This window comes from [Acidovorax] ebreus TPSY, assembly GCF_000022305.1.
In the GTDB taxonomy this organism is placed as follows: domain Bacteria; phylum Pseudomonadota; class Gammaproteobacteria; order Burkholderiales; family Burkholderiaceae_C; genus Diaphorobacter; species Diaphorobacter nitroreducens.
Map to the genome: position 1 here is coordinate 2,714,327 of NC_011992.1, position 22,306 is coordinate 2,736,632.

24 protein-coding genes are annotated in these 22,306 nt (G+C 65.2%); 11 read left to right on the plus strand and 13 right to left on the minus strand.

Translation table 11 applies throughout. The features are described from left to right. Positions 1-6: 6 nt before the first annotated feature. Together clpB and moaE are read right to left on the minus strand one after the other, a co-directional pair. Positions 7-2,610, minus strand: coding sequence for an ATP-dependent chaperone ClpB (gene clpB / locus DTPSY_RS12785; protein ID WP_015913918.1), 2,604 nt, complete (start codon positions 2,608-2,610; stop codon positions 7-9). Positions 2,611-2,678: 68 nt separating this feature from the next. Beyond that, complete coding sequence (gene moaE / locus DTPSY_RS12790; protein ID WP_015913919.1) at positions 2,679-3,155, minus strand: molybdopterin synthase catalytic subunit MoaE; 477 nt, start codon at positions 3,153-3,155, stop codon at positions 2,679-2,681. A 68-nt stretch (positions 3,156-3,223) separates the two neighbouring features. Here moaE and DTPSY_RS12795 point away from each other — a divergent pair, with 68 nt between their 5' ends. From DTPSY_RS12795 to DTPSY_RS12800, 3 genes are all read left to right on the plus strand, one after another. Continuing rightward, entirely contained in the window at positions 3,224-3,478 is a 255-nt protein-coding gene (locus DTPSY_RS12795; RefSeq protein WP_011806321.1) for a hypothetical protein, read from the plus strand. A gap of 112 nt (positions 3,479-3,590) precedes the next feature. Continuing rightward, a complete protein-coding gene (locus DTPSY_RS18195; RefSeq protein ID WP_015913920.1) occupies positions 3,591-3,731 on the plus strand; it encodes a DUF3149 domain-containing protein in 141 nt (46 codons plus the stop codon). A gap of 78 nt (positions 3,732-3,809) precedes the next feature. Then, a complete protein-coding gene (locus DTPSY_RS12800; protein ID WP_011806322.1) occupies positions 3,810-4,139 on the plus strand; it encodes a hypothetical protein in 330 nt (109 codons plus the stop codon). 6 nt (positions 4,140-4,145) lie between these two features. Here the strand turns inward: DTPSY_RS12800 and moaD are convergent, their stop codons facing one another. The 6 genes from moaD to DTPSY_RS12830 all read right to left on the minus strand — a co-directional run bounded on the left by moaD (position 4,146) and on the right by DTPSY_RS12830 (position 10,388). Continuing rightward, positions 4,146-4,409, minus strand: coding sequence for a molybdopterin converting factor subunit 1 (moaD, locus tag DTPSY_RS12805; protein ID WP_011806323.1), 264 nt, complete (start codon positions 4,407-4,409; stop codon positions 4,146-4,148). Then, entirely contained in the window at positions 4,406-5,650 is a 1,245-nt protein-coding gene (locus tag DTPSY_RS12810; RefSeq protein ID WP_015913921.1) for a molybdopterin molybdotransferase MoeA, read from the minus strand. The genes moaD and DTPSY_RS12810 overlap by 4 nt, the downstream gene beginning before the upstream one ends. Next, positions 5,647-6,198: a molybdopterin-guanine dinucleotide biosynthesis protein B gene (gene mobB, locus DTPSY_RS12815; RefSeq protein ID WP_015913922.1), complete on the minus strand. Its 552-nt coding sequence runs from the start codon at positions 6,196-6,198 to the stop codon at positions 5,647-5,649. Before mobB ends, DTPSY_RS12810 begins: the two co-directional genes overlap by 4 nt. 79 nt (positions 6,199-6,277) lie before the next feature. Beyond that, entirely contained in the window at positions 6,278-7,708 is a 1,431-nt protein-coding gene (gene thrC, locus DTPSY_RS12820; RefSeq protein WP_011806326.1) for a threonine synthase, read from the minus strand. Between the two features lie 15 nt (positions 7,709-7,723). Continuing rightward, the gene (locus DTPSY_RS12825) at positions 7,724-9,085 is read right to left on the minus strand and encodes a homoserine dehydrogenase (RefSeq protein WP_015913923.1); all 1,362 of its coding nucleotides are present in this window, start codon (positions 9,083-9,085) and stop codon (positions 7,724-7,726) included. 70 nt (positions 9,086-9,155) lie between these two features. Further along, complete coding sequence (locus DTPSY_RS12830) at positions 9,156-10,388, minus strand: pyridoxal phosphate-dependent aminotransferase (RefSeq protein ID WP_015913924.1); 1,233 nt, start codon at positions 10,386-10,388, stop codon at positions 9,156-9,158. A gap of 152 nt (positions 10,389-10,540) precedes the next feature. On the opposite strand from DTPSY_RS12830, the gene DTPSY_RS12835 reads away from it, so the two are divergent. From DTPSY_RS12835 to DTPSY_RS12850, 4 genes are all read left to right on the plus strand, one after another. After that, on the plus strand, positions 10,541-10,915 hold the full coding sequence (locus DTPSY_RS12835) for an Mth938-like domain-containing protein (RefSeq protein WP_015913925.1): 375 nt from the start codon (positions 10,541-10,543) through the stop codon (positions 10,913-10,915). Between the two features lie 165 nt (positions 10,916-11,080). Next, positions 11,081-11,569 (plus strand): peroxiredoxin, encoded by a 489-nt coding sequence (locus DTPSY_RS12840; protein WP_011806330.1) that lies wholly within the window; start codon positions 11,081-11,083, stop codon positions 11,567-11,569. A 155-nt stretch (positions 11,570-11,724) separates the two neighbouring features. Further along, positions 11,725-13,488 (plus strand): PhoH family protein, encoded by a 1,764-nt coding sequence (locus DTPSY_RS12845; RefSeq protein WP_015913926.1) that lies wholly within the window; start codon positions 11,725-11,727, stop codon positions 13,486-13,488. Next, positions 13,488-13,853 carry a hypothetical protein gene (locus tag DTPSY_RS12850; RefSeq protein WP_015913927.1) on the plus strand — a complete coding sequence of 122 codons (366 nt, stop codon included), beginning with the start codon at positions 13,488-13,490 and terminating at the stop codon, positions 13,851-13,853. The genes DTPSY_RS12845 and DTPSY_RS12850 overlap by 1 nt, the downstream gene beginning before the upstream one ends. Before the next feature lie 71 nt (positions 13,854-13,924). Here the strand turns inward: DTPSY_RS12850 and dnaB are convergent, their stop codons facing one another. The 5 genes from dnaB to rpsF form a co-directional block, all read right to left on the minus strand. After that, positions 13,925-15,343, minus strand: a complete 1,419-nt coding sequence (gene dnaB, locus DTPSY_RS12855) for a replicative DNA helicase (RefSeq protein ID WP_011806333.1) — start codon at positions 15,341-15,343, stop codon at positions 13,925-13,927. Between the two features lie 181 nt (positions 15,344-15,524). Further along, positions 15,525-15,977 carry a 50S ribosomal protein L9 gene (gene rplI / locus DTPSY_RS12860; protein ID WP_011806334.1) on the minus strand — a complete coding sequence of 151 codons (453 nt, stop codon included), beginning with the start codon at positions 15,975-15,977 and terminating at the stop codon, positions 15,525-15,527. Positions 15,978-15,991: 14 nt separating this feature from the next. Then, positions 15,992-16,273 (minus strand): 30S ribosomal protein S18, encoded by a 282-nt coding sequence (gene rpsR, locus DTPSY_RS12865; RefSeq protein ID WP_011806335.1) that lies wholly within the window; start codon positions 16,271-16,273, stop codon positions 15,992-15,994. 18 nt (positions 16,274-16,291) lie between these two features. Further along, entirely contained in the window at positions 16,292-16,582 is a 291-nt protein-coding gene (priB, locus tag DTPSY_RS12870; RefSeq protein ID WP_011806336.1) for a primosomal replication protein N, read from the minus strand. A gap of 25 nt (positions 16,583-16,607) precedes the next feature. Further along, a complete protein-coding gene (gene rpsF / locus DTPSY_RS12875; protein WP_011806337.1) occupies positions 16,608-16,985 on the minus strand; it encodes a 30S ribosomal protein S6 in 378 nt (125 codons plus the stop codon). A 239-nt stretch (positions 16,986-17,224) separates the two neighbouring features. On the opposite strand from rpsF, the gene grpE reads away from it, so the two are divergent. From grpE to ubiU, 4 genes are all read left to right on the plus strand, one after another. Then, the gene (grpE, locus tag DTPSY_RS12880; RefSeq protein WP_015913928.1) at positions 17,225-17,761 is read left to right on the plus strand and encodes a nucleotide exchange factor GrpE; all 537 of its coding nucleotides are present in this window, start codon (positions 17,225-17,227) and stop codon (positions 17,759-17,761) included. Positions 17,762-17,848: 87 nt separating this feature from the next. Then, positions 17,849-19,789 carry a molecular chaperone DnaK gene (dnaK, locus tag DTPSY_RS12885; protein WP_015913929.1) on the plus strand — a complete coding sequence of 647 codons (1,941 nt, stop codon included), beginning with the start codon at positions 17,849-17,851 and terminating at the stop codon, positions 19,787-19,789. 95 nt (positions 19,790-19,884) lie between these two features. Then, positions 19,885-21,015 carry a molecular chaperone DnaJ gene (gene dnaJ / locus DTPSY_RS12890; RefSeq protein ID WP_015913930.1) on the plus strand — a complete coding sequence of 377 codons (1,131 nt, stop codon included), beginning with the start codon at positions 19,885-19,887 and terminating at the stop codon, positions 21,013-21,015. Between the two features lie 190 nt (positions 21,016-21,205). Continuing rightward, positions 21,206-22,252: a ubiquinone anaerobic biosynthesis protein UbiU gene (gene ubiU, locus DTPSY_RS12895; RefSeq protein WP_015913931.1), complete on the plus strand. Its 1,047-nt coding sequence runs from the start codon at positions 21,206-21,208 to the stop codon at positions 22,250-22,252. The last annotated feature ends 54 nt before the right edge of the window (positions 22,253-22,306 follow it).

Here is a 22,306-nt window from a genome sequence, read left to right on the forward strand (position 1 = left end):
TAGACCTCACCCCGCGGGGCGGGCCTCGCCGAAGTGGAATACCCCTGGGTCTGTCACAGGATCGACATCCACCGGAATCACGCTCTTGGGCGGGTAGCGGCCCTCCAGCAGCAGCTTGGACAGCGGGTTCTCGATGCGCTGCTGGATGGCCCGCTTGAGCGGACGCGCCCCGAACACCGGATCGAACCCCACCTTGGCCAGTTCGCCCATCGCGGCCGGCGACACCTGCAGGGCCAGGTCCATTTTGGCCAGCCGCGCCTCCAGCAGACGCAACTGAATGCGTGCAATCGCTTCGATGTGCTTGGCATCCAGCCCGTGGAACACCACCGTCTCGTCGATGCGGTTGAGGAATTCGGGTCGGAAATGGCCCTTGAGTTCCCCCCACACGGCTTCCTTGATGTCCTCGGCATCCTGGCCCACCATGGCCTGGATCAGGTGCGAGCCAATGTTGCTGGTCATCACGATCACCGTGTTCTTGAAGTCCACGGTGCGGCCCTGGCCATCGGTCAGGCGTCCGTCGTCAAGCACCTGCAGCAGCACGTTGAACACGTCGGGGTGGGCCTTTTCCACCTCATCCAGCAGCAGCACGCTGTAGGGCTTGCGGCGCACGGCCTCGGTCAGGTAGCCGCCCTCTTCATAGCCCACATAGCCGGGAGGCGCGCCAATCAAGCGTGCCACGCTATGCTTTTCCATGAACTCGCTCATGTCGATGCGCACCAGATGCTCTTCACTGTCGAAGAGGAACCCGGCCAGCGCCTTGCACAGCTCGGTCTTGCCCACGCCCGTGGGGCCCAGGAACAGGAAGCTGCCCAGCGGCCGGTTGGGGTCCGACAGGCCCGAGCGCGAGCGGCGGATGGCGTTGGCCACGGCGGAGATCGCCTCGTCCTGGCCCACCACGCGCTCGTGCAGCTTTTCCTCCATGTGCAGCAGCTTGTCCTTCTCGCCCTGCATCATCTTGGCCACGGGAATGCCGGTGGCGCGGCTGACCACCTCGGCGATTTCCTCGGCACCCACCTGGGTGCGCAGCAGCTTGTGCTTGGTGCCCGTGCCGCCGGCCTCGCTGTCCTGCGCTTCCTTCAGGCGCTTTTCCAGCTCGGGCAGCGTGCCGTACTGCAGCTCGGCCACTTTGTTGAAGTCGCCCTTGCGCTTCAGGTCGTCGATCTGTGTGCGGATGGCATCGATGTCCTTGCGGATCTGCTCAGAGCCCTGCGCGCTGGCCTTCTCGGCCTTCCAGACCTCTTCCAGATCGGCGTACTCGCGCTCCACATTGCCCAACTCTTCCTCGATGAGCTGCAGGCGTTTTTGCGAGGCCTCATCGGTCTCTTTCTTCATCGCCTCGCGCTCGATCTTGAGCTGGATCATGCGCCGCTCGAGCTTGTCCATCGACTCGGGCTTGGAGTCGATCTCGATCTTGATCTTGGCCGCGGCCTCGTCGATCAGGTCGATGGCCTTGTCGGGCAAAAAACGGTCGGTGATGTAGCGGTGCGACAGCTCGGCCGCGGCCACGATGGCCGGGTCGGTGATGTCCACGCCGTGGTGCGCCTCGTAGCGCACCTGCAGGCCGCGCAGGATGGCAATGGTGTCTTCCACGCTGGGCTCGTCCACCAGCACCTTCTGAAAGCGCCGCTCCAGCGCCGCATCCTTCTCGATGTACTTGCGGTACTCGTCCAGCGTGGTCGCGCCGATGCAGTGCAGCTCGCCGCGCGCCAGTGCGGGTTTCAGCATGTTGCCCGCGTCCATGGCGCCTTCGGCCTTGCCGGCGCCGACCATGGTGTGGATCTCGTCGATGAAGAGGATGATGCGGCCTTCCTCGTGCGCCACTTCCTTCAGCACGGACTTCAGGCGCTCCTCGAACTCGCCGCGGTACTTGGCACCCGCCAGCAGGCCGGCCATGTCCAGCACCAGCACGCGCTTGTTCTTCAGCGTCTCGGGCACCTCGCCCTCGACGATGCGCTGGGCCAGGCCCTCGACGATGGCGGTCTTGCCCACGCCGGGCTCGCCGATCAGCACGGGGTTGTTCTTGCTGCGCCGCTGCAGCACCTGGATGGCGCGGCGGATCTCGTCGTCGCGGCCGATCACCGGGTCCAGCTTGCCCTGGCGGGCGCGCTCGGTCAGGTCCAGCGTGTATTTCTTCAGCGCCTCGCGTTGGCCCTCGGCTTCGGCGCTGTCCACCTTCTGGCCGCCGCGCACGGCGTCGATGGCCGCCTCCAGGCTCTTGCGGGTCACGCCGTTGTCCTTGGCCAGCTGCGCGGCCTCGCCCTTGCTGTCGACCAGCGCCAGCAAAAACAATTCGCTGGCGATGAACTGGTCGCCGCGCTTGATGGCTTCCTTCTCGGTGGCCTGCAGCACACGGCCCAGCTCGGGGCTGCCCTGCACCTGGTCCTGGCCCTGCACCTGGGGCAGGCGCTTGACGGCGGCCTCGGCCGCGGCCAGCAGGCCCGGCACATTGGCGCCGGCACGCTGCAGCAGCGCGCGCGGGCCTTCATCCTGGCGCAGCATGGCCACCAGCATGTGCACGGGCTCTATGTAGGCGTTGTCATGTCCCAGGGCCAGCGACTGTGCATCAGACAGCGCTTCTTGGAACTTCGTGGTGAATTTATCGAGACGCATGTGAAACCTCCAACTTGTCGCTAGCTAGGGCTCCGGGGCCTCGATTTCAAGCCGCCGGACGATAAAAGTCAGCCCACCTGGGGCGGCGCGGCGATGCCCCAGCGCGCCAGCGCCGCATCGTCGCTCACGCGCGCATCCACCCAGCGCGCACCATCTGGCGTCTGCTCCTTCTTCCAGAACGGCGCCTGGGTCTTGAGGTAGTCCATGACGAACTCGCAGGCCTGAAAGCTCTCGCCGCGGTGCGCCGAGGTCACTGCCACCATCACGATCTGGTCCATGGGCGCGAGCAGCCCCACGCGGTGGATCACGCGCACGCCATAGAGGTTAAAACGTGCAAACGCCGCATCCACCATGGCCTCGATGGATTTCTCGGTCATGCCCGGGTAGTGCTCCAGCTCCATGGAGGCCACGCTGTCCCCTTCGTTGCGGTCGCGCACCGTGCCCACGAAGCAGCACACCGCCCCCACGCGCGCGTCCCGCGCACGCAGCGCCGCCAGCTCGGTGGAAACGTCGAAGTCATGGGTCTGGATGGAAACGCGGTGCATGGCAGTGGTCAGCGGCAGAATTGCGGGATTGACGGCACTTTAACGCCCACCCCCCACACTTGCACACCATGGCCCTGCAGACCATCACCACCGACGACTACCTGCTCTACCCCTCGCCGCGCAATGCGCACCGTGTGGTGTTTGAGTTCCAGACTTTCGTGCCCCACCCCTATGCCTTGATCGATCTGCCCAGCTTCGACCTGGCGGGCCGCTACAGCCTGTTCTCCGCCCACCGCAAGGCTGACGCGAAGATGGGCCAGCTCGTGACCTTCGAGCTGGAAGGCGACCAGCAGCGCTTTGAGCGCCTGTTCGTGCCTGATTGAAGGTACTTGACGACAATAGTGGGGTATACCCGGATTTTTGACTTGTCTCAAAGGGGCTCCCGCCGGGCTGCGCTGCAATGGCTCCATCACATAACGACGGAGGAAAAACGCCATGCAACTGCTCAAGCAACTCTTCACCACCGAGGTGGGCCTGTTCAGCGCCATAGGCATCGGTTTCATGCTGTGCATGGGGGGCTTCTTCGTCTGGCTGTTCACGCGCAACGATGCGCCCCCGGCACAGCAAAAGCGCTGATCCGCTCCAGACCCGCGCGGGCGCCGTCTCCGGCAGGAGCGGCGCCTGTGTTTTTTCGCCGTGCCAGACAATAGGCGGATGCACGACGACAACCAGATCCTGGTCCCGCCCTCCTTCATCGCGCTGTACAGCGACACACGCGCACGGCTGCAGGCGCCTGCCGCCGAGGTGCGGGCGCGCTACGAGTGGTGCGAGGACCTGGCCTGCCACTTGGTGGAACAGGCGCAGCAGCTGTACCACGGCGGTGCGCGGTCGGAAGAAGGGGTGCTGCTGGGCATCCACGCCGGCCTGGCCGGCCCGGACGCGGGCGTGACCCCGGCCGAGGCGCGCTGGATCACGCTGCGCCTGGCCGAGTTGCTGGGGTGGCGCAGCCCCGAGCTGCCCGCCCTGGCGGTGCAGCAGCCTTGAACGCCGTCAGCCGCCCGTGACGGGCGGAAAGAACGCCGCCTCGGCGCCTGCCGCCAGCGGCGTGGCGTCATGCGCCATGGTCTGGTCGAGGGCCACGCGCACGGCGCGCCCGCGCGAGAGGCAGGTGGCCCAGGGCTCGCCACGGGCGATGAGTTCATCGCGCAAGGCGCCCAGCGTGGTGGCGCCGGTCTGCACCGTCTCCTGCCCCATGCCCACGGCCTCGCGGATGGAGGCGAAGTAGCGCACCGTGATCGTGAAGGGCGTGGTCATGACAGCAACTCCGCAAATGGCAGGAAGCGCACGGTATCGCCGCGTGCAATGGTCTGGCCGGCGGGGTTGTCCACCACGCCGTCCGCCCAGGCGGCCGAGGTAAGCACGCCCGAGCTTTGGTTGGGAAACAGCTCCAGCGTGCCATCGGCGCCCTGGCGCACGCGCAGGAATTCACGGCGTTTATCGGCCCGAGGCCAGTCGAATCCAGCGGTAGCAGCTATCGCTTTAGGAGCAACATCACGCACGCCCTGCAGGCGCAACAGGAAGGGGCGCACCAGCAGGCCGAAGGTGACGAAGCTGGACACGGGGTTGCCCGGCAGGCCCATGAAGTGCGCGCTGCCGCCCGCGTGGGGAATCTGGCCGTAGGCGAAGGGCTTGCCCGGCTTCATGGCGATCTGCCAGAGCTGCAGCGTGCCCAAGCGCTCCACCGCCGGCTTGATGTGGTCTTCCTCGCCCACGCTCACGCCGCCGCTGGTCAGGATCAGGTCATGTCCCTGAGCAGCCTCGCGCAGCGCGGCCACGGTGGCATCGCGCCGGTCGGGCACGATGCCTAAGTCGCTCACCTCGCAGCCCAGGCGCAGCAGCATGGCGCGCAGGAAGAAACGGTTGCTGTTGTAGATGGCGCCGGGCTTCATCTGCGCGGGCGGCACATCACCCGGCATGACGAGTTCGTCGCCCGTGGAAAAAAGCGCCACGCGGGGCCGGCGCGCCACCTGCAGGGTGCCCAAGCCGATACTGGCAGCCAGGCCCAGCTCTGCGGGGGTGAGGCGCGTGCCAGCGGCCAGCACCTCAGCACCCCGGGTGATGTCCTCGCCCGCGCGCCGAATCCACTGACCCTGGACCGGTACGGCATTCACGCGCACGCGATCCCCGTCGAGCGCCTCGCAGTCTTCCTGCATCACGATGGCATCGGCCCCCTCGGGCACCGGCGCGCCCGTGAAGATGCGCGCCGCCGTACCCGCCGCCAGCGGCACGCCGAAGGCGCCCGCGGGAATACGCTGCGCCACCGGCAACTCCACCCCCGCTGCCGGCACGTCGGCGCAGCGCACGGCGTAGCCGTCCATCGAGCTGTTGTCGTTGGGCGGCACCTGCAGCGGCGAGGTGGCGGCCTGCGCGAGCACGCGACCGTCGGCGTCGAAGGTGTTGACGGTGTCGGCGCCTGCCAGCAGGGCGGCCTGCGCCAGCAGTTCGGCCAGGGCTTCGTCCAGTGGCTTGAGGGGTGCACGCGCTTGGGGTTTCATTCGCAGGCCTCCGCCCGGTCGGGCACATAGTCAAAACGCGCGCCCTGTGCCAGCAGCCATTGCACCACGGCGTGAGGGTCGTCCAGGTTGAGCACCGGCAGCGCGGTAGGCACCGGCGGCAGCGGCGCGTCGGTGGCCACGGCGACGATGCAGGGATCGTGCGGATAGAGAGCGGGCCGTTCGCGGTAATCGGGTGAAGCGGCGCGCCAGATCTCGATCTTGGGCAGGTCGCTTTCCTTGAAGCCTTCCACCAGCACCCAGTCCACGCGCGGATCCAGCTCGGCCAGCAGTTCGTGCACGCTGGGCGTGTGCTCCTGCTCGAATTCGCGCATCAGCGCCATGCGCCGGTCGGAGGCCACGGCCACTTCATAGGCGCCGGCCTCGCGGTGGCGCCAGGTGTCCTTGCCCACATGGTCGATGTCGAACTTGTGGTGCGCATGCTTGACCACCGACACGCGCAGGCCATGCAGGCGCAGTTCGGGAATCAGCTGCTCCACCAGCGTGGTCTTGCCGCTGCCTGAATAGCCGGCAAAGCCAACCACCTTCATCCCGACACTCCTTCAGTTTCACTCATCTATTAATAGCTACCAGCGCTTGATGGATAAGCGCCATAGGCCGATTTGATCCCTAATCGCAATGGGCTGCGATATAGGCCTTGACCTGCTCGGCATCGGCCGCCAGCACCTGCAGGCGCTTGGGCAATTGCTCGATGCCCTCGAACCTGGCCGGGCGCTCGGGTGCGCGGCCCAGGGCTTCCTGGATGGTTTCGGCAAACTTGATGGGCAGGGCCGTCTCCAGCACGATCATGGGCACAGCGGGATCGCCACGGTGCTCGCGCGCCACCTTCACGCCGTCGGCGGTGTGGGTATCGATGATCTGGCCGAAGCGCTCGTACGTGTCGCGGATGGTGGCCAGGCGGTCGGCGTGCGTGCTCTTGCCGCTCTCGAAGCCGTACTTGGCGCGTGCGTCTCGGAACACGGGGTCGCTCCCCAGGTCGAAGAAGCCCTGTTTGGCCACGCCCTCGGCGAACAGCTCGCGCGTGCGCTCCGCATTGCGCCCCAGCAGGTCGAACACGAAACGCTCGAAGTTGCTGGCCTTGCTGATGTCCATGCTGGGGCTGCTGGTCTCGTGCGTGTCGGCCGCGCCGCGCACGCGGTAGGCGCCGGTGCGGAAGAACTCGTCGAGCACGTCGTTTTCGTTGGTGGCAACGATCAGGCGGTCGATCGGCAGGCCCATCTGGCGCGCCACGTGCCCGGCGCAGATGTTGCCGAAGTTGCCGCTGGGCACGGTGAAGCTGACCTTTTGGCCGTTCGTCTCCGTCGCCTGGATGTAGCCCGCGAAGTAGTACACCACCTGCGCCAGCAGGCGCGCCCAGTTGATCGAGTTGACGGTGCCGATCTTGTATTGGGCCTTGAACGCGTGGTCGTTGCTCACCGCCTTGACGATGTCCTGGCAGTCGTCGAATACGCCTTCGATGGCCAGGTTGTGGATGTTCGCGTCCTGCAGGCTGAACATCTGCGCTTGCTGGAACGGGCTCATGCGACCGTGCGGGCTGGTCATGAACACGCGCACGCCCTGCTTGCCGCGCATGGCGTACTCGGCCGCGCTGCCGGTGTCGCCGCTGGTGGCGCCCAGGATGTTGAGCTGCTCGCCACGGCGGGCCAGCTCGTACTCGAACAGGTTGCCCAGCAGTTGCATGGCCATGTCCTTGAAGGCCAGCGTGGGGCCGTTGGACAGGGCCTCGATCCACAGGCCGTCTTCCAGGTGGCGCAGCGGCACGATCTCGCCCGTGCCGAACACTTCGGCGGTGTACGTCTTCTCGCACAGGCGCTTCAGGTCCGCGGGCGGGATGTCGTCGATGTACAGCGACAGGATGCGGAAGGCCAGTTCGGCATAGCCTTGCGTGTGATAGGCGGTACGCAGCGCGGTCAGCTCGGCGTCGCTGATCTGCGGGTAGCGCTCGGGCAGGTACAGGCCGCCGTCGGGCGCCAGGCCTTCGAGCAGGATGTCGCAGAAATGCTTGCGGTCCGCGTGGCCGCGGGTGGACAGGTACAGCATGGCGTGCAGCCCCTCTTAGTTGTTGAGCTCTTCCTTGCGGATGCGCGTGATGCTGGCCAGCACCGTGGGCAGGCCCTGGATCTGGGCGAGCGCGGCGTCCATGTCGCCCTCGCGCGTGTCGTGCGTGAGGATGATCAGGTCGGTCTGCGTGCTGCCTTCGCCGCCCACCTCGTCGGCTTCGCGCTGCAGCACGGCGTCGATACTGATGCCCGCGCCGGCCAGGATGCCGGTGATCTTGGCCAGCACGCCGGCCTCGTCGGCCACGCGGATGCGCAGGTAGTAGCTGGTGACCACGTCGGCCATGGGCAGCACGGGCAGCTCCTGCCCCGCCTCGCGCAGCGTGTGGCTCTGGAAGGCCAGCGGCGGCACGCGGTGCGCGGGGTCGGCCTCGATCAGGCGGGTGATGTCCACCAGGTCGGCGATCACGGCGCTGGCGGTGGGCTCGCTGCCCGCACCCTTGCCGTAGTACAGCGTGGTGCCCACGGCGTCCCCGTGCACCACCACGGCGTTCATCGCGCCTTCAACATTTGCGATCAGGCGCTTGGCCGGTACCAGCGCGGGGTGCACGCGCAGCTCCACGCCATCGGGCGTGCGCTTGGTCGCGTCGCCCTGGCGGCGCTTGGCGATCCCCAGCAGCTTGATGCGGTAGCCCAGTTGCTCGGCATAGCGGATATCGACGGCGGACAACTTGGTGATGCCCTCCACGTAGGCCTTGTCGAACTGCACCGGAATGCCGAAGGCGATAGCGCTCATGATGGTGGCCTTGTGCGCGGCGTCCACGCCCTCGATGTCGAAGGTGGGGTCGGCCTCGGCGTAGCCCAACGCTTGCGCTTCCTTGAGCACCACGTCGAAGTCCAGGCCCTTGTCGCGCATCTCGGACAGGATGAAGTTGGTGGTGCCGTTGATGATGCCGGCCACCCACTGGATCTGGTTGGCCGCCAGGCCTTCGCGCAGCGCCTTGATGATCGGGATGCCGCCGGCCACCGCCGCCTCGTAGGCGACCACCACACCCTTCTCGGCCGCGGCCTTAAAGATCTCCGTGCCATGCACGGCCAGCAGGGCCTTGTTGGCCGTCACGACATGCTTGCCGGCGGCGATCGCCTCCAGCACCAGCTGCTTGGCGATGCCGTAGCCGCCGATCAGCTCGACCACGATGTCGATCTCAGGGTTGGCGATCACTTCGCGCGTATCGCCCACCACGCGGGCGTTCTCGCCCACGATGGCGCGTGCGCGGGCGGTGTCCAGGTCGGCCACACAAGCAATCTCGATGCCGCGGCCGGCGCGGCGGCGGATTTCTTCCTGGTTGCGCGACAGGACGTTGAACACGCCGCTGCCCACGGTGCCAATGCCCAGCAGGCCCACTTGGATCGGTTTCATATCAGGGTTACCCGTCAAAAAAGGCTCCAGCGCCCTATTGACGGGCGCCAGCAGCTATCAAAAATGAAGTTCACGCCGCCTTGGCGTGGCGCTGCCGGTAGGCGGCCAGGAAGCCCGCCAGCCGGCCGATGGCCTCGCGCAGGTCGTCTTCGTGCGGCAGGAACACGATGCGAAAGTGCTGGTTGTCGGGGTAATTGAAGCCCGATCCCTGCACCAGCATGACCCGCGTGGCGCGCAGCACTTCCATAAAGAACTGGCGGTCGTCCGCGATGGGGTACATCTCGGGGTCCAGGCGGGGGAACATGTACAGCGCCGCCTGCGGCTTGACGCAGGTGACGCCGGGGATGGCGGTGATCAGCTCGTAGGCCAGGTCACGCTGGCGGCACAGGCGCCCACCGGGTTTGACCAGATCGTTGATGCTTTGGTAGCCGCCCAGGGCGGTCTGGATGGCCCACTGGCCCGGCACGTTGGAGCCGAGCTTGAGGTTGGCCAGCATGTTCAGGCCTTCGATGTAGTCGCGCGCGTCCGCCTTGGGGCCGGAGAGCACCATCCAGCCCGCACGGTAGCCGCAGGAGCGGTAGGCCTTGGACAGCGAGTTGAACGTCAGCGTAAGCACGTCGGTCGACAGGCTCGCCATCGAGGTGAACTTCACGCCGTCGTACAGCACCTTGTCGTACACCTCGTCCACCAGCAGCACCAGGCCGTGCTCGCGTGCGATCTGGATGATGCCCTTGAGTATTTCCACGGGGTAGAGCACGCCCGTTGGGTTATTCGGATTAATGACCACGATGCCGCGCGTGCGTGGCGTGATCTTGGCGCGCATGTCGTCCAGGTCGGGCAGCCAGCCTGCATCCTCGTCGCAGCGATAGTGCACCGGCGTACCCCCTGAAAGCGAGGTCGCGGCAGTCCACAGCGGGTAGTCGGGCATGGGCACCAGCAGCTCGTCGCCGTCGTCCAGCAGCGCGTTCGTGGCCATCACGATCAGTTCGCTGGCACCGTTGCCCAGGTAGATATCGTCCAGCGTCACGCCCGCGATGCCGAGCTGCTGGGTGTAGTGCATCACCGCCTTGCGCGCGGCGAAGATGCCCTTGCTGTCCGAGTAGCCCGCCGAGTTGGGCAGGTTGCGGATCATGTCCTGCTGCACTTCCTCGGGCGCATCAAAACCGAACGGCGCCATGTTGCCGATGTTCAGCTTGATGATCTTCTGCCCCTCGTCCTCCATCTGCTTGGCCGCGTCCACGATGGGGCCGCGGACATCGTAGAGAACATTGTTGAGCTTGGCGGATTTGCGGATGGGCTTCATGTGCGGGCAGGCGTGAGGAGAGGGGCACAAGTGGGGCTGCGGCCCCGCCGGGCGCAGGGCGCCTCGGTGAAACCTATAATTTGACCACAGTTCCACCCAAGGCCCCGGCCGCCGCACAACCGCGCAGGGTGCGGGCAGCCTCCGCAACGCCCATGAAATTCCAGCCCGAACGCCCCGATACCCAGTCCATCACCGCCTACGGGCCGGACTGGATCGGCGTGGACGCCGATCGGGTGACCGAGAGCGTCATCATCGGTGCGCGCGGCCAGCGCATCGCCTGGAACTGCCGCCGCTTCGAGGACCTGACTGCCGCGCACTTCGCGCAACTCGCCGAACTGGACGCCGAGGTGGTGATCTTCGGCAGTGGCCTGCGCAACCGCTTTCCACCGCCCGCCTGGTTGCAGCCACTGATGGCGCGGCGCATCGGCCTGGAAACCATGGACACCCAGGCCGCCTGCCGGACCTACAACGTCCTGGCAGGCGAAGGGCGCAACGTGGTCGCGGCCCTGCTGTTGGAAACCGAGTAACAGCAGATTTCCCCTGTCGCCGTATCCGGGTGCCAGGGCGGCCGGTTCTCCTGGAGGGGGTTTCGGGGTAAAATAGCCTGTTGCGGTCGGGGGCACCACCCAAAAAAGAGTACACCCCCACTCCCCCGGCTTTTCTTCGACTAATTCGTGAGAGATAGAAGTGCCATGGCGATCGTTGTCAACAAACCCCTTCCTGAATTTGAAGCCAACGCGACTGGCGGAATCAAGGTTTCCAACGTCTCGCACCAGGGCCAGATTCTGATTCTGTATTTCTACCCGAAGGACAACACCCCGGGCTGCACTACCGAGGCCATGCAGTTCCGCGACAAGTTCAAGGATTTCGAGAAGGCCGGTGCTGTGGTCTTCGGCGTGTCGCGCGATAACATGAAGTCGCATGACGACTTCAAGGAAAAGCTGGAGCTGCCCTTCGAGCTGATCGCCGACACCGAAGAGAAGATGTGCCACATGTTCGGCGTAGTGAAGAACAAGATCATGTACGGCAAGAAGGTCAAGGGCATCGAGCGCAGCACCTTCCTCGTCAATCCCGAAGGCATTCTGGTGCAGGAATGGCGCGGCCTGAAGGTACCCGGCCATGTGGACGAGGTATTGAAGGCCGTGAAGGCGATCAAAGCCCCTGTCAAGAAAGCCGCTTGAACACCCAACGGCTCTACCGTGGGCCGTCACGGGGAGCATGCATAATGGGTCAATGCTGCTGAGAAACGCAACACGCTCCCCGCAATCCAAAGCCGCCTCGGTCTCCTAGGCGGCTTTGTGCTTCTTGAACGTTACTTTCCTCAAGGCTCCCTGCAATGCCCCTGCCCCCCGCCCCGACCCAGCGCGCCGCCCTGCTCAAACCAGACGCCTATCGCATGACGGTTTTCGAGGATGACGAGGCCGCGGAGGCTTCCGCGGCCCCGCCCGCTACAGCGGCCGCTCCCACTCGCAAGCGCGCGGCCACCAAGACCAGCGCCGCCAAGAAAGCCGCCGCACCTGATACCGCCATCCCATCCGGTGCAGGCCGCTCGACCAAAGCAGGGGTATCTGCTGCACCCGCCCATTCGCGCGCACGCCCTGCGGATGAGGGCGCAGTGCGCATGAGGCCCGCCGTCACCGCAGTGCCCCCGGCTGCCGCGCCGCGCGCCGCACCGGACGCTGCACCTCGCAAGAAGCGTGCTGCCGGGCCGAAGAAAATGTTCGTGCTAGACACCAACGTGCTGCTGCACGATCCCACGAGCCTGTTCCGCTTCGAAGAACACGACATCTTCCTGCCAATGATCGTGCTGGAGGAACTCGACGGCCACAAGAAGGGCATGACCGAGGTGGCCCGCAACGGCCGCCAGGCCAGCCGCACGCTGGATGCGCTGGCGGCAGCCCATGGCAGCGCCGACATGGCCTTGGGCCTGCGCCTGGATTCCACGGGCCAGCGCGCCGCCGGCGGTTGCCTGTATTTCCAGACTGCCCCGCTGAACTACCAGTTGCCCTCCAGCCTGCCCCAGGGCAAGGCCGACAACCAGATCCTGGGCGTGGTGGAAGCGCTGCGTAAGCTGCATGCGCCGCGCGAGGTGGTGCTGGTGTCCAAGGACATCAACATGCGCGTGAAGGCGCGCGCCCTGGGCCTGGTCGCGGAGGATTACCAGAACGACAAGACGCTGGAAGACGGCGACCTGCTCTATTCGGGGAGCCTTGCGCTGCCGACGGACTTCTGGACCAAGGCCGGCAAGAACGTCGAAAGCTGGCAGAGCGGCGTGCACATGTACTACCGCATCAGCGGCCCCGTGGTGGCGCAGCTGATGATCAACCAGTTTGTGTATTTCGAGGCGCCGGGCGAACCCAGCCTGTATGCGCGCGTGACCGAGATCCGGGACAAGACGGCGGTGCTGGAGACGCTCAAGGACTACGGCTCGTCCAAGAATACGGTCTGGGGTGTGAACACCCGCAACCGCGAGCAGAACTTCGCCATGAACCTGCTCATGGACCCCGACGTGGACTTCGTGACGCTGACCGGCACGGCCGGCACCGGCAAAACGCTGATGGCGCTGGCCGCGGGCCTGACCCAGGTGCTGGACGAGCGCCGCTATACCGAGATCATCATGACCCGCGCCACGGTGAGCGTGGGCGAGGACATCGGCTTCCTGCCCGGTACGGAGGAAGAAAAGATGGGCCCCTGGATGGGCGCGCTGGACGACAACCTGGAATTTCTTGCCAAGGGCGACGGGGGCAATGCTGGCGAGTGGGGCCGCGCGGCCACCAACGAGCTGATCCGCAGCCGCATCAAGATCAAGAGCATGAACTTCATGCGCGGGCGTACCTTTCTGAACAAGTACGTCATCATCGACGAGGCGCAGAATCTGACGCCCAAGCAGATGAAGACGCTGGTCACCCGCGCGGGCCCCGGCACCAAAATCATCTGCATGGGCAACCTGGCACAGATCGACACGCCCTATCTCACGGAAGGCTCCTCCGGCCTGACCTATGCGGTGGACCGGTTCAAGGGCTGGCCGCACAGCGGGCACATCCTGCTCGCGCGCGGCGAGCGCTCGCGCCTGGCCGACTTCGCCAGCGAGGTGCTCTGATGGCCGTGGGCTGGATGTCCGCGCTGAAGCTTGTGCCCTGGGGCGACGTGATCGAGGCCACGCCCCAGATCATGCAGGCCGCGCGCAAACTCATCAGCAACACGCGCAAGGCGCCGCCGCCCGAGGCGCCCGCGCAGCGGATCGATAGCACGCCCGATCAACTGGCAGTACTGCAAGCGCGGATGGCCCAGCTGGAAGAAGACCAGCGCGCGTCCGCCGCGCTGATCGAATCGCTGGCCGAGCAGAACGCCCAACTGGTGCGCGCCGTCGATGGGTTGCGCCGGCGCAGCCTGCACCTGCTGCTCGCCGTCTGCGGGCTCGGCGTATGCACGCTGGCGCTGCTCGCCTGGGCACTGTCGCGTTGAGACCGCTCAATCACTACTAAATAAATAGCTGCTAGCGCTTACCCAGTAAGCGCTAGAGCCATTTTTGACTCTTAATAGTAATCGTCACCTGCGCCCACCGCCAGGTTCTCAAAGCGCGTCTGGTTCTTCTGGAAGAACAGCTTCACCGTGCCCGTGGGGCCGTTACGCTGCTTGCCGATGATGACTTCGGCAATGTTCGGCTCCTTGGACTCCTTGTTGTAGTAGTCGTCGCGGTAGATGAACATGATGATGTCCGCGTCCTGTTCGATGGCGCCCGATTCGCGCAGGTCACTCATCATCGGACGCTTGTCGGTGCGCTGCTCCACCGAACGGTTGAGCTGCGACAGCGCGATCACCGGGCACTGCAGCTCCTTGGCCAGCATCTTCAGGCCCCGCGAGATCTCGCCCAGCTCGGTGGCGCGGTTGTCGGAGCTGTTGCTGCCCGAGCCGCTCATGAGCTGCAGATAGTCCACCACGATCAGGCCGAGCTTGCCGCACTGGCGCGCCAGGCGGCGCGCGTTGGCGCGCAGCTCGGATGGGGTCAGGCCCGGCGTCTCGTCGATGTGCAGGCTCACGGTGCGCAGCCGCTCGATGGCTTCGGTCAGGCGCGGCCACTCCTCGTCGCTGAGCTTGCCGGTGCGCAGGTTGCCCTGGTTCACGCGCCCGATCGAGCCCACGATACGCACCGCCAGTTGGGCGGCGCCCATTTCCATCGAGAAGATGGCCACCGGCAGGCCCTCGTTGAGCGCCACATGCTCGGCAATGTTCACGGCGAACGAGGTCTTGCCCATGGAGGGGCGCGCCGCGAGCACCACCAAGTCGCCTGCCTGCAGACCGCTGGTCATGCGGTCCAGGTCGGCGAAGCCCGTGGGCACGCCGGTCACGTCCATGGGGTTGTCGGCCATCTCCTGTACGCGGTCCAGCAGGTCGATCACGAGCGAGTCAAGCGACTGGAAGCCCTGCTTCATCCGCGAGCCCTCTTCGCCGATGGCGAAGATCTTCTGCTCAGCCTCGTCCAGGATGCGCTCCACCGGTCGGCCCTGGGGATTGAAGGCGTTGGTGGCGATGTCGTCGCTGGCGGTCACCAGCTTGCGCAGGATGGCGCGCTCGCGCACGATCTCTGCGTAGCGGCGGATGTTGCTGGCGCTGGGCACGTACTGGGCCAGGCTGTTCAGATAGGCCAGCCCGCCGATCTCCTCGGCCTTGCCCATGCCCTGCAGATGCTCGTAGACCGTGATCACGTCCGCAGGCTTGCTGGCGTTGATCAGCGCGCCGATGGCGGCGTAGATCTGCTGGTGCTCGTGGCGGTAGAAATCGCCATCCACCAGCAGGTCACCCACGCGGTCCCACGCCATGTTGTCCAGCAACAGGCCGCCCAGCACGCTGGACTCTGCCTCGATGGAATGGGGCGGAACGCGCAACTGGGCCACCTCGCGATCCAGCGATGGGACGGCATAACCGTCAGGAAGGGTGGGCACAACGGCAGACATGGGACTCAGGGGCTTTCAGGAGGGCAAGCAGACGATGCTAGCGGGCGGTGCCACGCCCGTCATTGCACAACTCTGTGGATAAGGCGTGCAAAGGCAGTGGGCAGCAGGTGCACAGGTGCGGGTGAAAAAACAAAAGCCGCCCAAGGGCGGCTTTGTATGGCAGAGCCAGGGTGCGAACCGATCAGGCCGTTTCGCCGTAGACGGACACGGTGACTTCAACGGCCACGTCGGTGTGCAGGGCCACCGTGACGGTGTTGTCGCCCACGACCTTGATCGGGCCGTTGGGCAGGCGGACTTGCGACTTCACCACGTTGTAGCCTTGCTTGTTCAGCTCTTCGGCGATGTCATGGTTGGTCACGGAGCCGAACAGACGGCCGTCCACGCCAGCCTTCTGCGTCAGCTTGACGGTGGTGCCGGCCAGCTTTTCGCCTTGTGCCTGGGCGGCAGCCAGCTTCTCGGCGGCGGCCTTTTCAAGTTCGGCGCGCTTGGCCTCGAACTCGGCCTTGGCGGCTTCGGTGGCGCGGCGGGCGCGGCCCGTGGGGATCAGGAAGTTGCGGGCGTAACCGTCCTTGACCTTGACGATCTCGCCGAGGTTACCGAGGTTCACGACCTTGTCGAGCAGGATGATTTGCATGGTAATCGTGCTCCTTAGATCTTGTGCTGGTCGCTGTAGGGCAACAGAGCCAGGAAGCGGGCGCGCTTAATGGCGGTGTTGAGCTGGCGCTGGTAGATCGCGCGCGTGCCGGTCAGGCGCGCGGGGATGATCTTGCCGTTCTCGGCGATGAAGTCACGCAGGGTGTCGACATCCTTGTAGTCGATTTCTTCGACGCCTGCGACCGTGAAGCGGCAGAAGCGCTTGCGCTTGAACAGCAGCGACTGGGTGTTGCGCTTCGGGCGCTTGTCCTTGTTGAATTTCTTGAACGTGGCCATTTTCGGACCTCTTGAAAATTAATCTTGTTGAATATCCTGGATGTGGAACACCAATCCCTTGCCGCCGCGCCCCGTGGCCAAGAAGCCCTGGAACCTCCAAACGCTTCCCAGTGCTTGCCGGGCCAGGCGCTCCGCAAGAGCGCCAAATGCGAGGGCTTTTACGCTGGCCTTGACCTGCCGATCCGCCCCGGCTTCCCGCTGGAGCGACTCGTGCTCGAGTCGTATATCCAGCGCCGGCAGGCCGGCGGGCGTGTAGCGCAAAGGCTGGACCTCGGCGATACAGGCTGTCAGGACCCAATGGTTGTTCACACCTCCTGGCTGACAGGCTGGTCGATCAGCGCTCGTTCGAAGCGGCAAACTCGGCCTGGCTGGCCTTGCGTGCTTCTTCGCGCTCGACGGTCTTCATCATGGAGGACGCGCCGGTTTCGGCCTTCTTCTTCTGCACCGTCAGGTGACGCAGCACGGCGTCGTTGAACTTGAAGGCGTGCTCGAGTTCGGCCATCACAGCCTGGTCGGCTTCGATGTTCAGGCACAGGTAGTGGGCCTTGGCCAGCTTGTTGATCAGGTAAGCCAGTTGACGGCGACCCCAATCTTCCACACGGTGCACCTGGCCGCCGCCGGCAACGATCATGCCCTTGTAGCGCTCCAGCATGGCCGGAACCTGTTCGCTCTGATCCGGATGGATCAACAAAATGATTTCGTAGTGACGCATGCAAACTCCTTTTGGATGACACCACCCGCCGCGTCGTGTAGCGGTGTGGCAAGGCAAAGCGCGAGATTATAGCAACGCGCACTCAACTTGTACACTGCGCACCGTCCACACCCCCGCACGCAGCACGCCAAAGCCCCCGCGTTGCACGCAAAGAACGCCATTTGCCCCATTCGCGCTTGAAAACCGCGGATGCGCCCTTAACTAACGCGCACAAGCATCCCAATTCAACCCGAGTCGACATGTCCGAGAACCAGAATCCCTCTCCCTCTCCTGAAGAGATTGAAGCGGCGATGTCCGCCAATGCCGCCGACGAACTGAACCGCCTGCAGGGCGAACTGGCCGAGCTCAAAGCCAAGAGCGCCGACTTGGCCGATCAATTTTTGCGCGCCAAGGCCGAGGCCGAGAATGCCCGCCGGCGTGCGGAGGATGAGGTAGCCAAGGCCCGCAAGTTCGGCATTGAGAGCTTCGCCGAAAGCCTGCTGCCTGTCTGCGACAGCCTGGACGCCGCCCTGGCCATCGAGAACGCCACGGCCGAGCAACTGCGCGAGGGTTCGGACGCCACTCTGCGCCAGCTGATGTCGGCGCTGGAGCGCAACAAGGTGGTCATCGTGAACCCCGAGGCCGGCACCAAGTTCGACCCGCACCAGCACCAGGCCATCAGCATGGTGCCCGCCGACCAGGAAGCCAACACCGTCGTGAGCGTGCTGCAAAAGGGCTATCTGATCTCTGACCGCGTCCTGCGCCCTGCGCTGGTCACGGTGGCCGCGCCCAAGTAAATAAATCTCAGCACCGCCGCTTGAAGACGGGCAAGTTATCCACAAGTTACTGGCTATCCAGCCATTTCAGACATCACGGAGAAAAACATGGGAAAAATCATCGGTATTGACCTGGGCACCACCAACAGCTGCGTGGCCATCATGGAAGGCAACAACACGCGCGTGATCGAGAACAGCGAAGGCGCGCGCACCACGCCGTCCATCATCGCGTACCAGGAAGACGGCGAGATTCTGGTCGGCGCCTCGGCCAAGCGCCAGGCCGTGACCAACCCCAAGAACACGATCTACGCCGCCAAGCGCCTGATCGGCCGCAAGTTCGAGGAAAAGGAAGTGCAGAAGGACATCGACCTGATGCCCTTCACCATCACCCGCGCCGACAACGGCGATGCCTGGGTGGAAGTGCGCGGCCAGAAGCTGGCCCCCCCCCAGATCTCCGCGGAAGTGCTGCGCAAGATGAAGAAGACCGCCGAGGACTTCCTGGGCGAGCCGGTGACCGAGGCCGTGATCACGGTTCCCGCGTACTTCAACGACGCCCAGCGCCAGGCCACCAAGGACGCCGGCCGTATCGCGGGCCTGGATGTGAAGCGCATCATCAATGAGCCTACCGCCGCCGCGCTGGCTTTCGGCCTGGACAAGCAGGACAAGGGCGACCGCAAGATCGCCGTGTATGACCTGGGTGGTGGCACGTTCGACGTGTCCATCATCGAGATCGCCGACGTCGATGGCGAGAAGCAGTTCGAGGTGCTGTCCACCAACGGCGACACCTTCCTGGGCGGCGAGGACTTCGACCAGCGCATCATCGACTACATCATCGGCGAGTTCAAAAAGGAACAGGGCGTGGACCTGTCCAAGGACGTGCTGGCCCTGCAGCGCCTGAAAGAAGCCGCCGAGAAGGCCAAGATCGAGCTGTCCAACAGCGCGCAAACCGACATCAACCTGCCCTACATCACCGCCGATGCGTCGGGCCCGAAGCACCTGAACATCAAGCTCACCCGCGCCAAGCTGGAAAGCCTGGTGGACGAGCTGATCGAGCGCACCATTGCGCCCTGCCGCACGGCCATCAAGGACGCGGGCATCAGCGTGTCCGACATCAACGACGTGATCCTGGTCGGCGGCATGACCCGCATGCCCAAGGTGCAAGAAAAGGTGAAGGAATTCTTCGGCAAGGAGCCGCGCAAGGACGTCAACCCTGACGAAGCTGTGGCCGTGGGCGCCGCCATCCAGGGCCAGGTTCTCTCTGGCGACCGCAAGGACGTGCTGCTGCTGGACGTCACCCCGCTGTCCCTGGGTATCGAAACCCTGGGCGGCGTGATGACGAAGATGATCACCAAGAACACGACCATCCCGACCAAGTTCGCTCAGACCTTCTCGACGGCCGAGGACAACCAGCCCGCCGTGACGATCAAGGTGTTCCAGGGCGAGCGCGAGATTGCCAGCGCCAACAAGCTGCTGGGCGAGTTCAACCTGGAAGGCATTCCCCCGGCGTCGCGCGGCACGCCCCAGATCGAAGTGACCTTTGACATCGACGCCAACGGCATCCTGCACGTGGGCGCCAAGGACAAGGGCACGGGCAAGGAGAACAAGATCACCATCAAGGCCAACTCCGGCCTGTCCGAGGACGAGATCCAGAAGATGGTGAAGGACGCCGAGCTCAACGCCGCCGACGACAAGAAGAAGCTGGAGCTGGTGCAGGCTCGCAACCAGGGTGAAGCCGCCGTGCACACCGTGAACAAGAGCCTGTCCGAGCACGGCGACAAGCTGGACGCCGGTGAGAAGGAAAAGATCGAGGCCGCCGTGAAGGACCTGGAAGCTGCCCTCAAGACCGAGGACAAGGCCGCCATCGACGAGAAGACCACCGCACTGATGGCTGCCAGCCAGAAGCTCGGAGAGAAGATGTACGGCGATGCGCAGGCCGCTCAAGGGGCCGAGGCTGCCGCTGCGCAAGCTGCCGCCGGTGGCTCCGCCGGCGCCGCCGCGCAGGACGACAACGTGGTGGATGCCGAGGTCAAGGAAGTCAAGAAGGGCTGATCGCGCCAGCGCATCCCGTGCCTAGCCGCCGCGTCGGGCCCCGCCAGCCGGGGTTCGCGCGGCGTTCGTGCTCCCAACCGGCCTGAAGATTGCCCATGTCCAAGAGAGATTTTTACGAGGTCCTTGGCGTTCCCAAGAACGCCTCGGACGACGAGCTCAAGAAAGCCTATCGCAAGCTCGCCATGAAGTACCACCCTGACCGCAACCAGGGTGACGCTGCCAAGCCCGCCGAGGAGAAGTTCAAGGAGGCCAAGGAGGCCTACGAGATCCTGTCCGACGCACAGAAACGCGCCGCCTACGACCAGTACGGCCACGCGGGCGTAGACCCCAACATGCGTGGCGGCATGGGTGGCGCCGAGGGCTTTGGTGGCTTTGCCGAAGCCTTCGGAGACATCTTCGGCGACATGTTCGGCGGCGCGCGCGGGCGCGGCGGCCGGCAGGTGTACCGCGGCAACGACCTGTCCTACGCCATGGACGTCACGCTCGAAGAGGCTGCCAAGGGCAAGGAAGCGCAGATCCGCATTCCCAGTTGGGAAAGCTGCGAGACCTGCCACGGCAGCGGCGCCAAACCCGGCACCAGCGCCAAGACCTGCGGCACCTGCCAGGGCTCTGGCACGGTGCAGATGCGCCAGGGTTTCTTCAGCGTGCAGCAGACCTGCCCCCACTGCCGCGGCACGGGCAAGATCATTCCCGAGCCCTGCACGGCCTGCCACGGCCAGGGCCGGGTCAAGAAACAAAAGACGCTGGAGGTGAAGATCCCCGCCGGCATCGACGACGGCATGCGCATCCGCTCCACCGGCAACGGGGAACCGGGCACCAATGGCGGGCCGCCGGGCGACCTGTACATCGAGATCCGCATCAGGAAGCACGACATCTTCGAGCGCGACGGCGACGATCTGCACTGCCAGGTTCCGGTGAGCTTCATCACCGCGGCGCTGGGCGGCGAGATCGAGGTGCCCACGCTGCAGGGCAAGGCGGCCATCGATATCCCCGAAGGCACACAGGCCGGCAAACAGTTTCGCCTGCGGGGCAAGGGCATCAAGGGAGTGCGCGCCAGTTACCCCGGCGATCTGTACTGCCACATCATCGTGGAAACCCCGGTCAAGCTCACTGAGCATCAGCGCAAGCTGCTCAAGGAACTGGACGAGTCGCTCAAGAAGGGCGGCGCCAAGCATTCGCCGTCCACCGAGAGCTGGACCGACCGGCTCAAGAGCTTCTTCAGCTGACCCCCTGGACAAGGCCCGCGGACAGCGGGCCTTTTTTTGCCTGGGCTTTGGTCAATCCCGATCTGTTTATTCAGGAACGACCGGCCCATCGTTGACAAAAATCAGGTTATGGGTATTCACCGCGACCTAAGGTACGCAGCCTGCGCAGGATCAGACGATCCGCGCACAAGCCAGCCGAAAGAGCGCCCCCGTGACCGACCCAGCCCGCCAACCGACTTCCCCCGACCTCCCTTCCGCACCCGAACTGGTCTGCCCCGCCGGCAGCCTGCCTGCACTCAAGGCGGCCGTTGACGGCGGAGCCGACTGCGTCTACCTCGGACTGCGCGACGCGACGAATGCACGCAATTTCGCGGGTCTGAACTTTGACGAGGCGGCCATCCAGAACGGCATTGCCTACGCCCATGCGCGCGGGCGCAAGGTGCTGCTGGCACTCAATACCTACCCGCAGGCCGCCAACCCCGCCCCCTGGCGCGCCGCCCTGGACCGCGCGGCCGCCTGGGGGATCGACGCCGTGATCATGGCCGATCCCGGCCTTATGCAATACGCCATGCGCCACCATCCGCAGCTGCGGCTGCACCTGTCGGTGCAGGGCTCGGCCACCAACCACGACGCCATCAACTTCTACCACCAGCAGTTCGGCATCCAGCGCGCCGTGCTGCCGCGCGTGCTCTCGCTGGAGCAGGTGCGCCAGGTGATCGACCGCACGCCTGTGGAGATCGAGGTGTTCGCCTTCGGCAGCCTGTGCGTGATGGTCGAAGGGCGCTGCGCGCTGTCGTCTTATGCCACGGGTGAGTCGCCCAACACGCACGGCGTGTGCTCACCCGCGAAGTTCGTGCGCTGGCAGGAGACGCCCAAGGGCCTGGAGTCGCGCCTGAATGGCGTGCTCATCGACCGCTACGGCAACGGCGAGAACGCCGGCTACCCCACGCTGTGCAAGGGCCGCTTCGACGTGGGCGACGAGAGCAACTACTACGCGCTGGAGGAACCCACCAGCCTCAACACGCTGGAACTGCTGCCCAAGCTTGTGAAGATGGGCGTGCGTGCCTTCAAGATCGAGGGCCGTCAGCGCAGCCCCGCGTACGTGGCCCAGGTGACCAAGGTCTGGCGCGAGGCCATCGACCACTGCATGGCGCAAGGCCGCCTGTACAGCCCCAAGACCGCCTGGATGGCCAGCCTGGACCAGGTGGCCGAGGGCCAGCAGCACACGCTGGGCGCCTACCACCGCCCCTGGAAATGAAGTGCGAAGAACACCCCCCTGTGCCGTTGCCCGGCAGCCTGGGCCTGGGTCACG

Coding starts and splice junctions, on each gene's coding strand:
- clpB (WP_015913918.1), bottom strand. CDS start 2,610: ATGCGTCTCGATAAATTCACCACGAAGTTCCAAGAAGCGCTGTCTGAT.
- moaE (WP_015913919.1), bottom strand. CDS start 3,155: ATGCACCGCGTTTCCATCCAGACCCATGACTTCGACGTTTCCACCGAG.
- DTPSY_RS12795 (WP_011806321.1), top strand. CDS start 3,224: ATGGCCCTGCAGACCATCACCACCGACGACTACCTGCTCTACCCCTCG.
- DTPSY_RS18195 (WP_015913920.1), top strand. CDS start 3,591: ATGCAACTGCTCAAGCAACTCTTCACCACCGAGGTGGGCCTGTTCAGC.
- DTPSY_RS12800 (WP_011806322.1), top strand. CDS start 3,810: ATGCACGACGACAACCAGATCCTGGTCCCGCCCTCCTTCATCGCGCTG.
- moaD (WP_011806323.1), bottom strand. CDS start 4,409: ATGACCACGCCCTTCACGATCACGGTGCGCTACTTCGCCTCCATCCGC.
- DTPSY_RS12810 (WP_015913921.1), bottom strand. CDS start 5,650: ATGAAACCCCAAGCGCGTGCACCCCTCAAGCCACTGGACGAAGCCCTG.
- mobB (WP_015913922.1), bottom strand. CDS start 6,198: ATGAAGGTGGTTGGCTTTGCCGGCTATTCAGGCAGCGGCAAGACCACG.
- thrC (WP_011806326.1), bottom strand. CDS start 7,708: ATGCTGTACCTGTCCACCCGCGGCCACGCGGACCGCAAGCATTTCTGC.
- DTPSY_RS12825 (WP_015913923.1), bottom strand. CDS start 9,085: ATGAAACCGATCCAAGTGGGCCTGCTGGGCATTGGCACCGTGGGCAGC.
- DTPSY_RS12830 (WP_015913924.1), bottom strand. CDS start 10,388: ATGAAGCCCATCCGCAAATCCGCCAAGCTCAACAATGTTCTCTACGAT.
- DTPSY_RS12835 (WP_015913925.1), top strand. CDS start 10,541: ATGAAATTCCAGCCCGAACGCCCCGATACCCAGTCCATCACCGCCTAC.
- DTPSY_RS12840 (WP_011806330.1), top strand. CDS start 11,081: ATGGCGATCGTTGTCAACAAACCCCTTCCTGAATTTGAAGCCAACGCG.
- DTPSY_RS12845 (WP_015913926.1), top strand. CDS start 11,725: ATGCCCCTGCCCCCCGCCCCGACCCAGCGCGCCGCCCTGCTCAAACCA.
- DTPSY_RS12850 (WP_015913927.1), top strand. CDS start 13,488: ATGGCCGTGGGCTGGATGTCCGCGCTGAAGCTTGTGCCCTGGGGCGAC.
- dnaB (WP_011806333.1), bottom strand. CDS start 15,343: ATGTCTGCCGTTGTGCCCACCCTTCCTGACGGTTATGCCGTCCCATCG.
- rplI (WP_011806334.1), bottom strand. CDS start 15,977: ATGCAAATCATCCTGCTCGACAAGGTCGTGAACCTCGGTAACCTCGGC.
- rpsR (WP_011806335.1), bottom strand. CDS start 16,273: ATGGCCACGTTCAAGAAATTCAACAAGGACAAGCGCCCGAAGCGCAAC.
- rpsF (WP_011806337.1), bottom strand. CDS start 16,985: ATGCGTCACTACGAAATCATTTTGTTGATCCATCCGGATCAGAGCGAA.
- grpE (WP_015913928.1), top strand. CDS start 17,225: ATGTCCGAGAACCAGAATCCCTCTCCCTCTCCTGAAGAGATTGAAGCG.
- dnaK (WP_015913929.1), top strand. CDS start 17,849: ATGGGAAAAATCATCGGTATTGACCTGGGCACCACCAACAGCTGCGTG.
- dnaJ (WP_015913930.1), top strand. CDS start 19,885: ATGTCCAAGAGAGATTTTTACGAGGTCCTTGGCGTTCCCAAGAACGCC.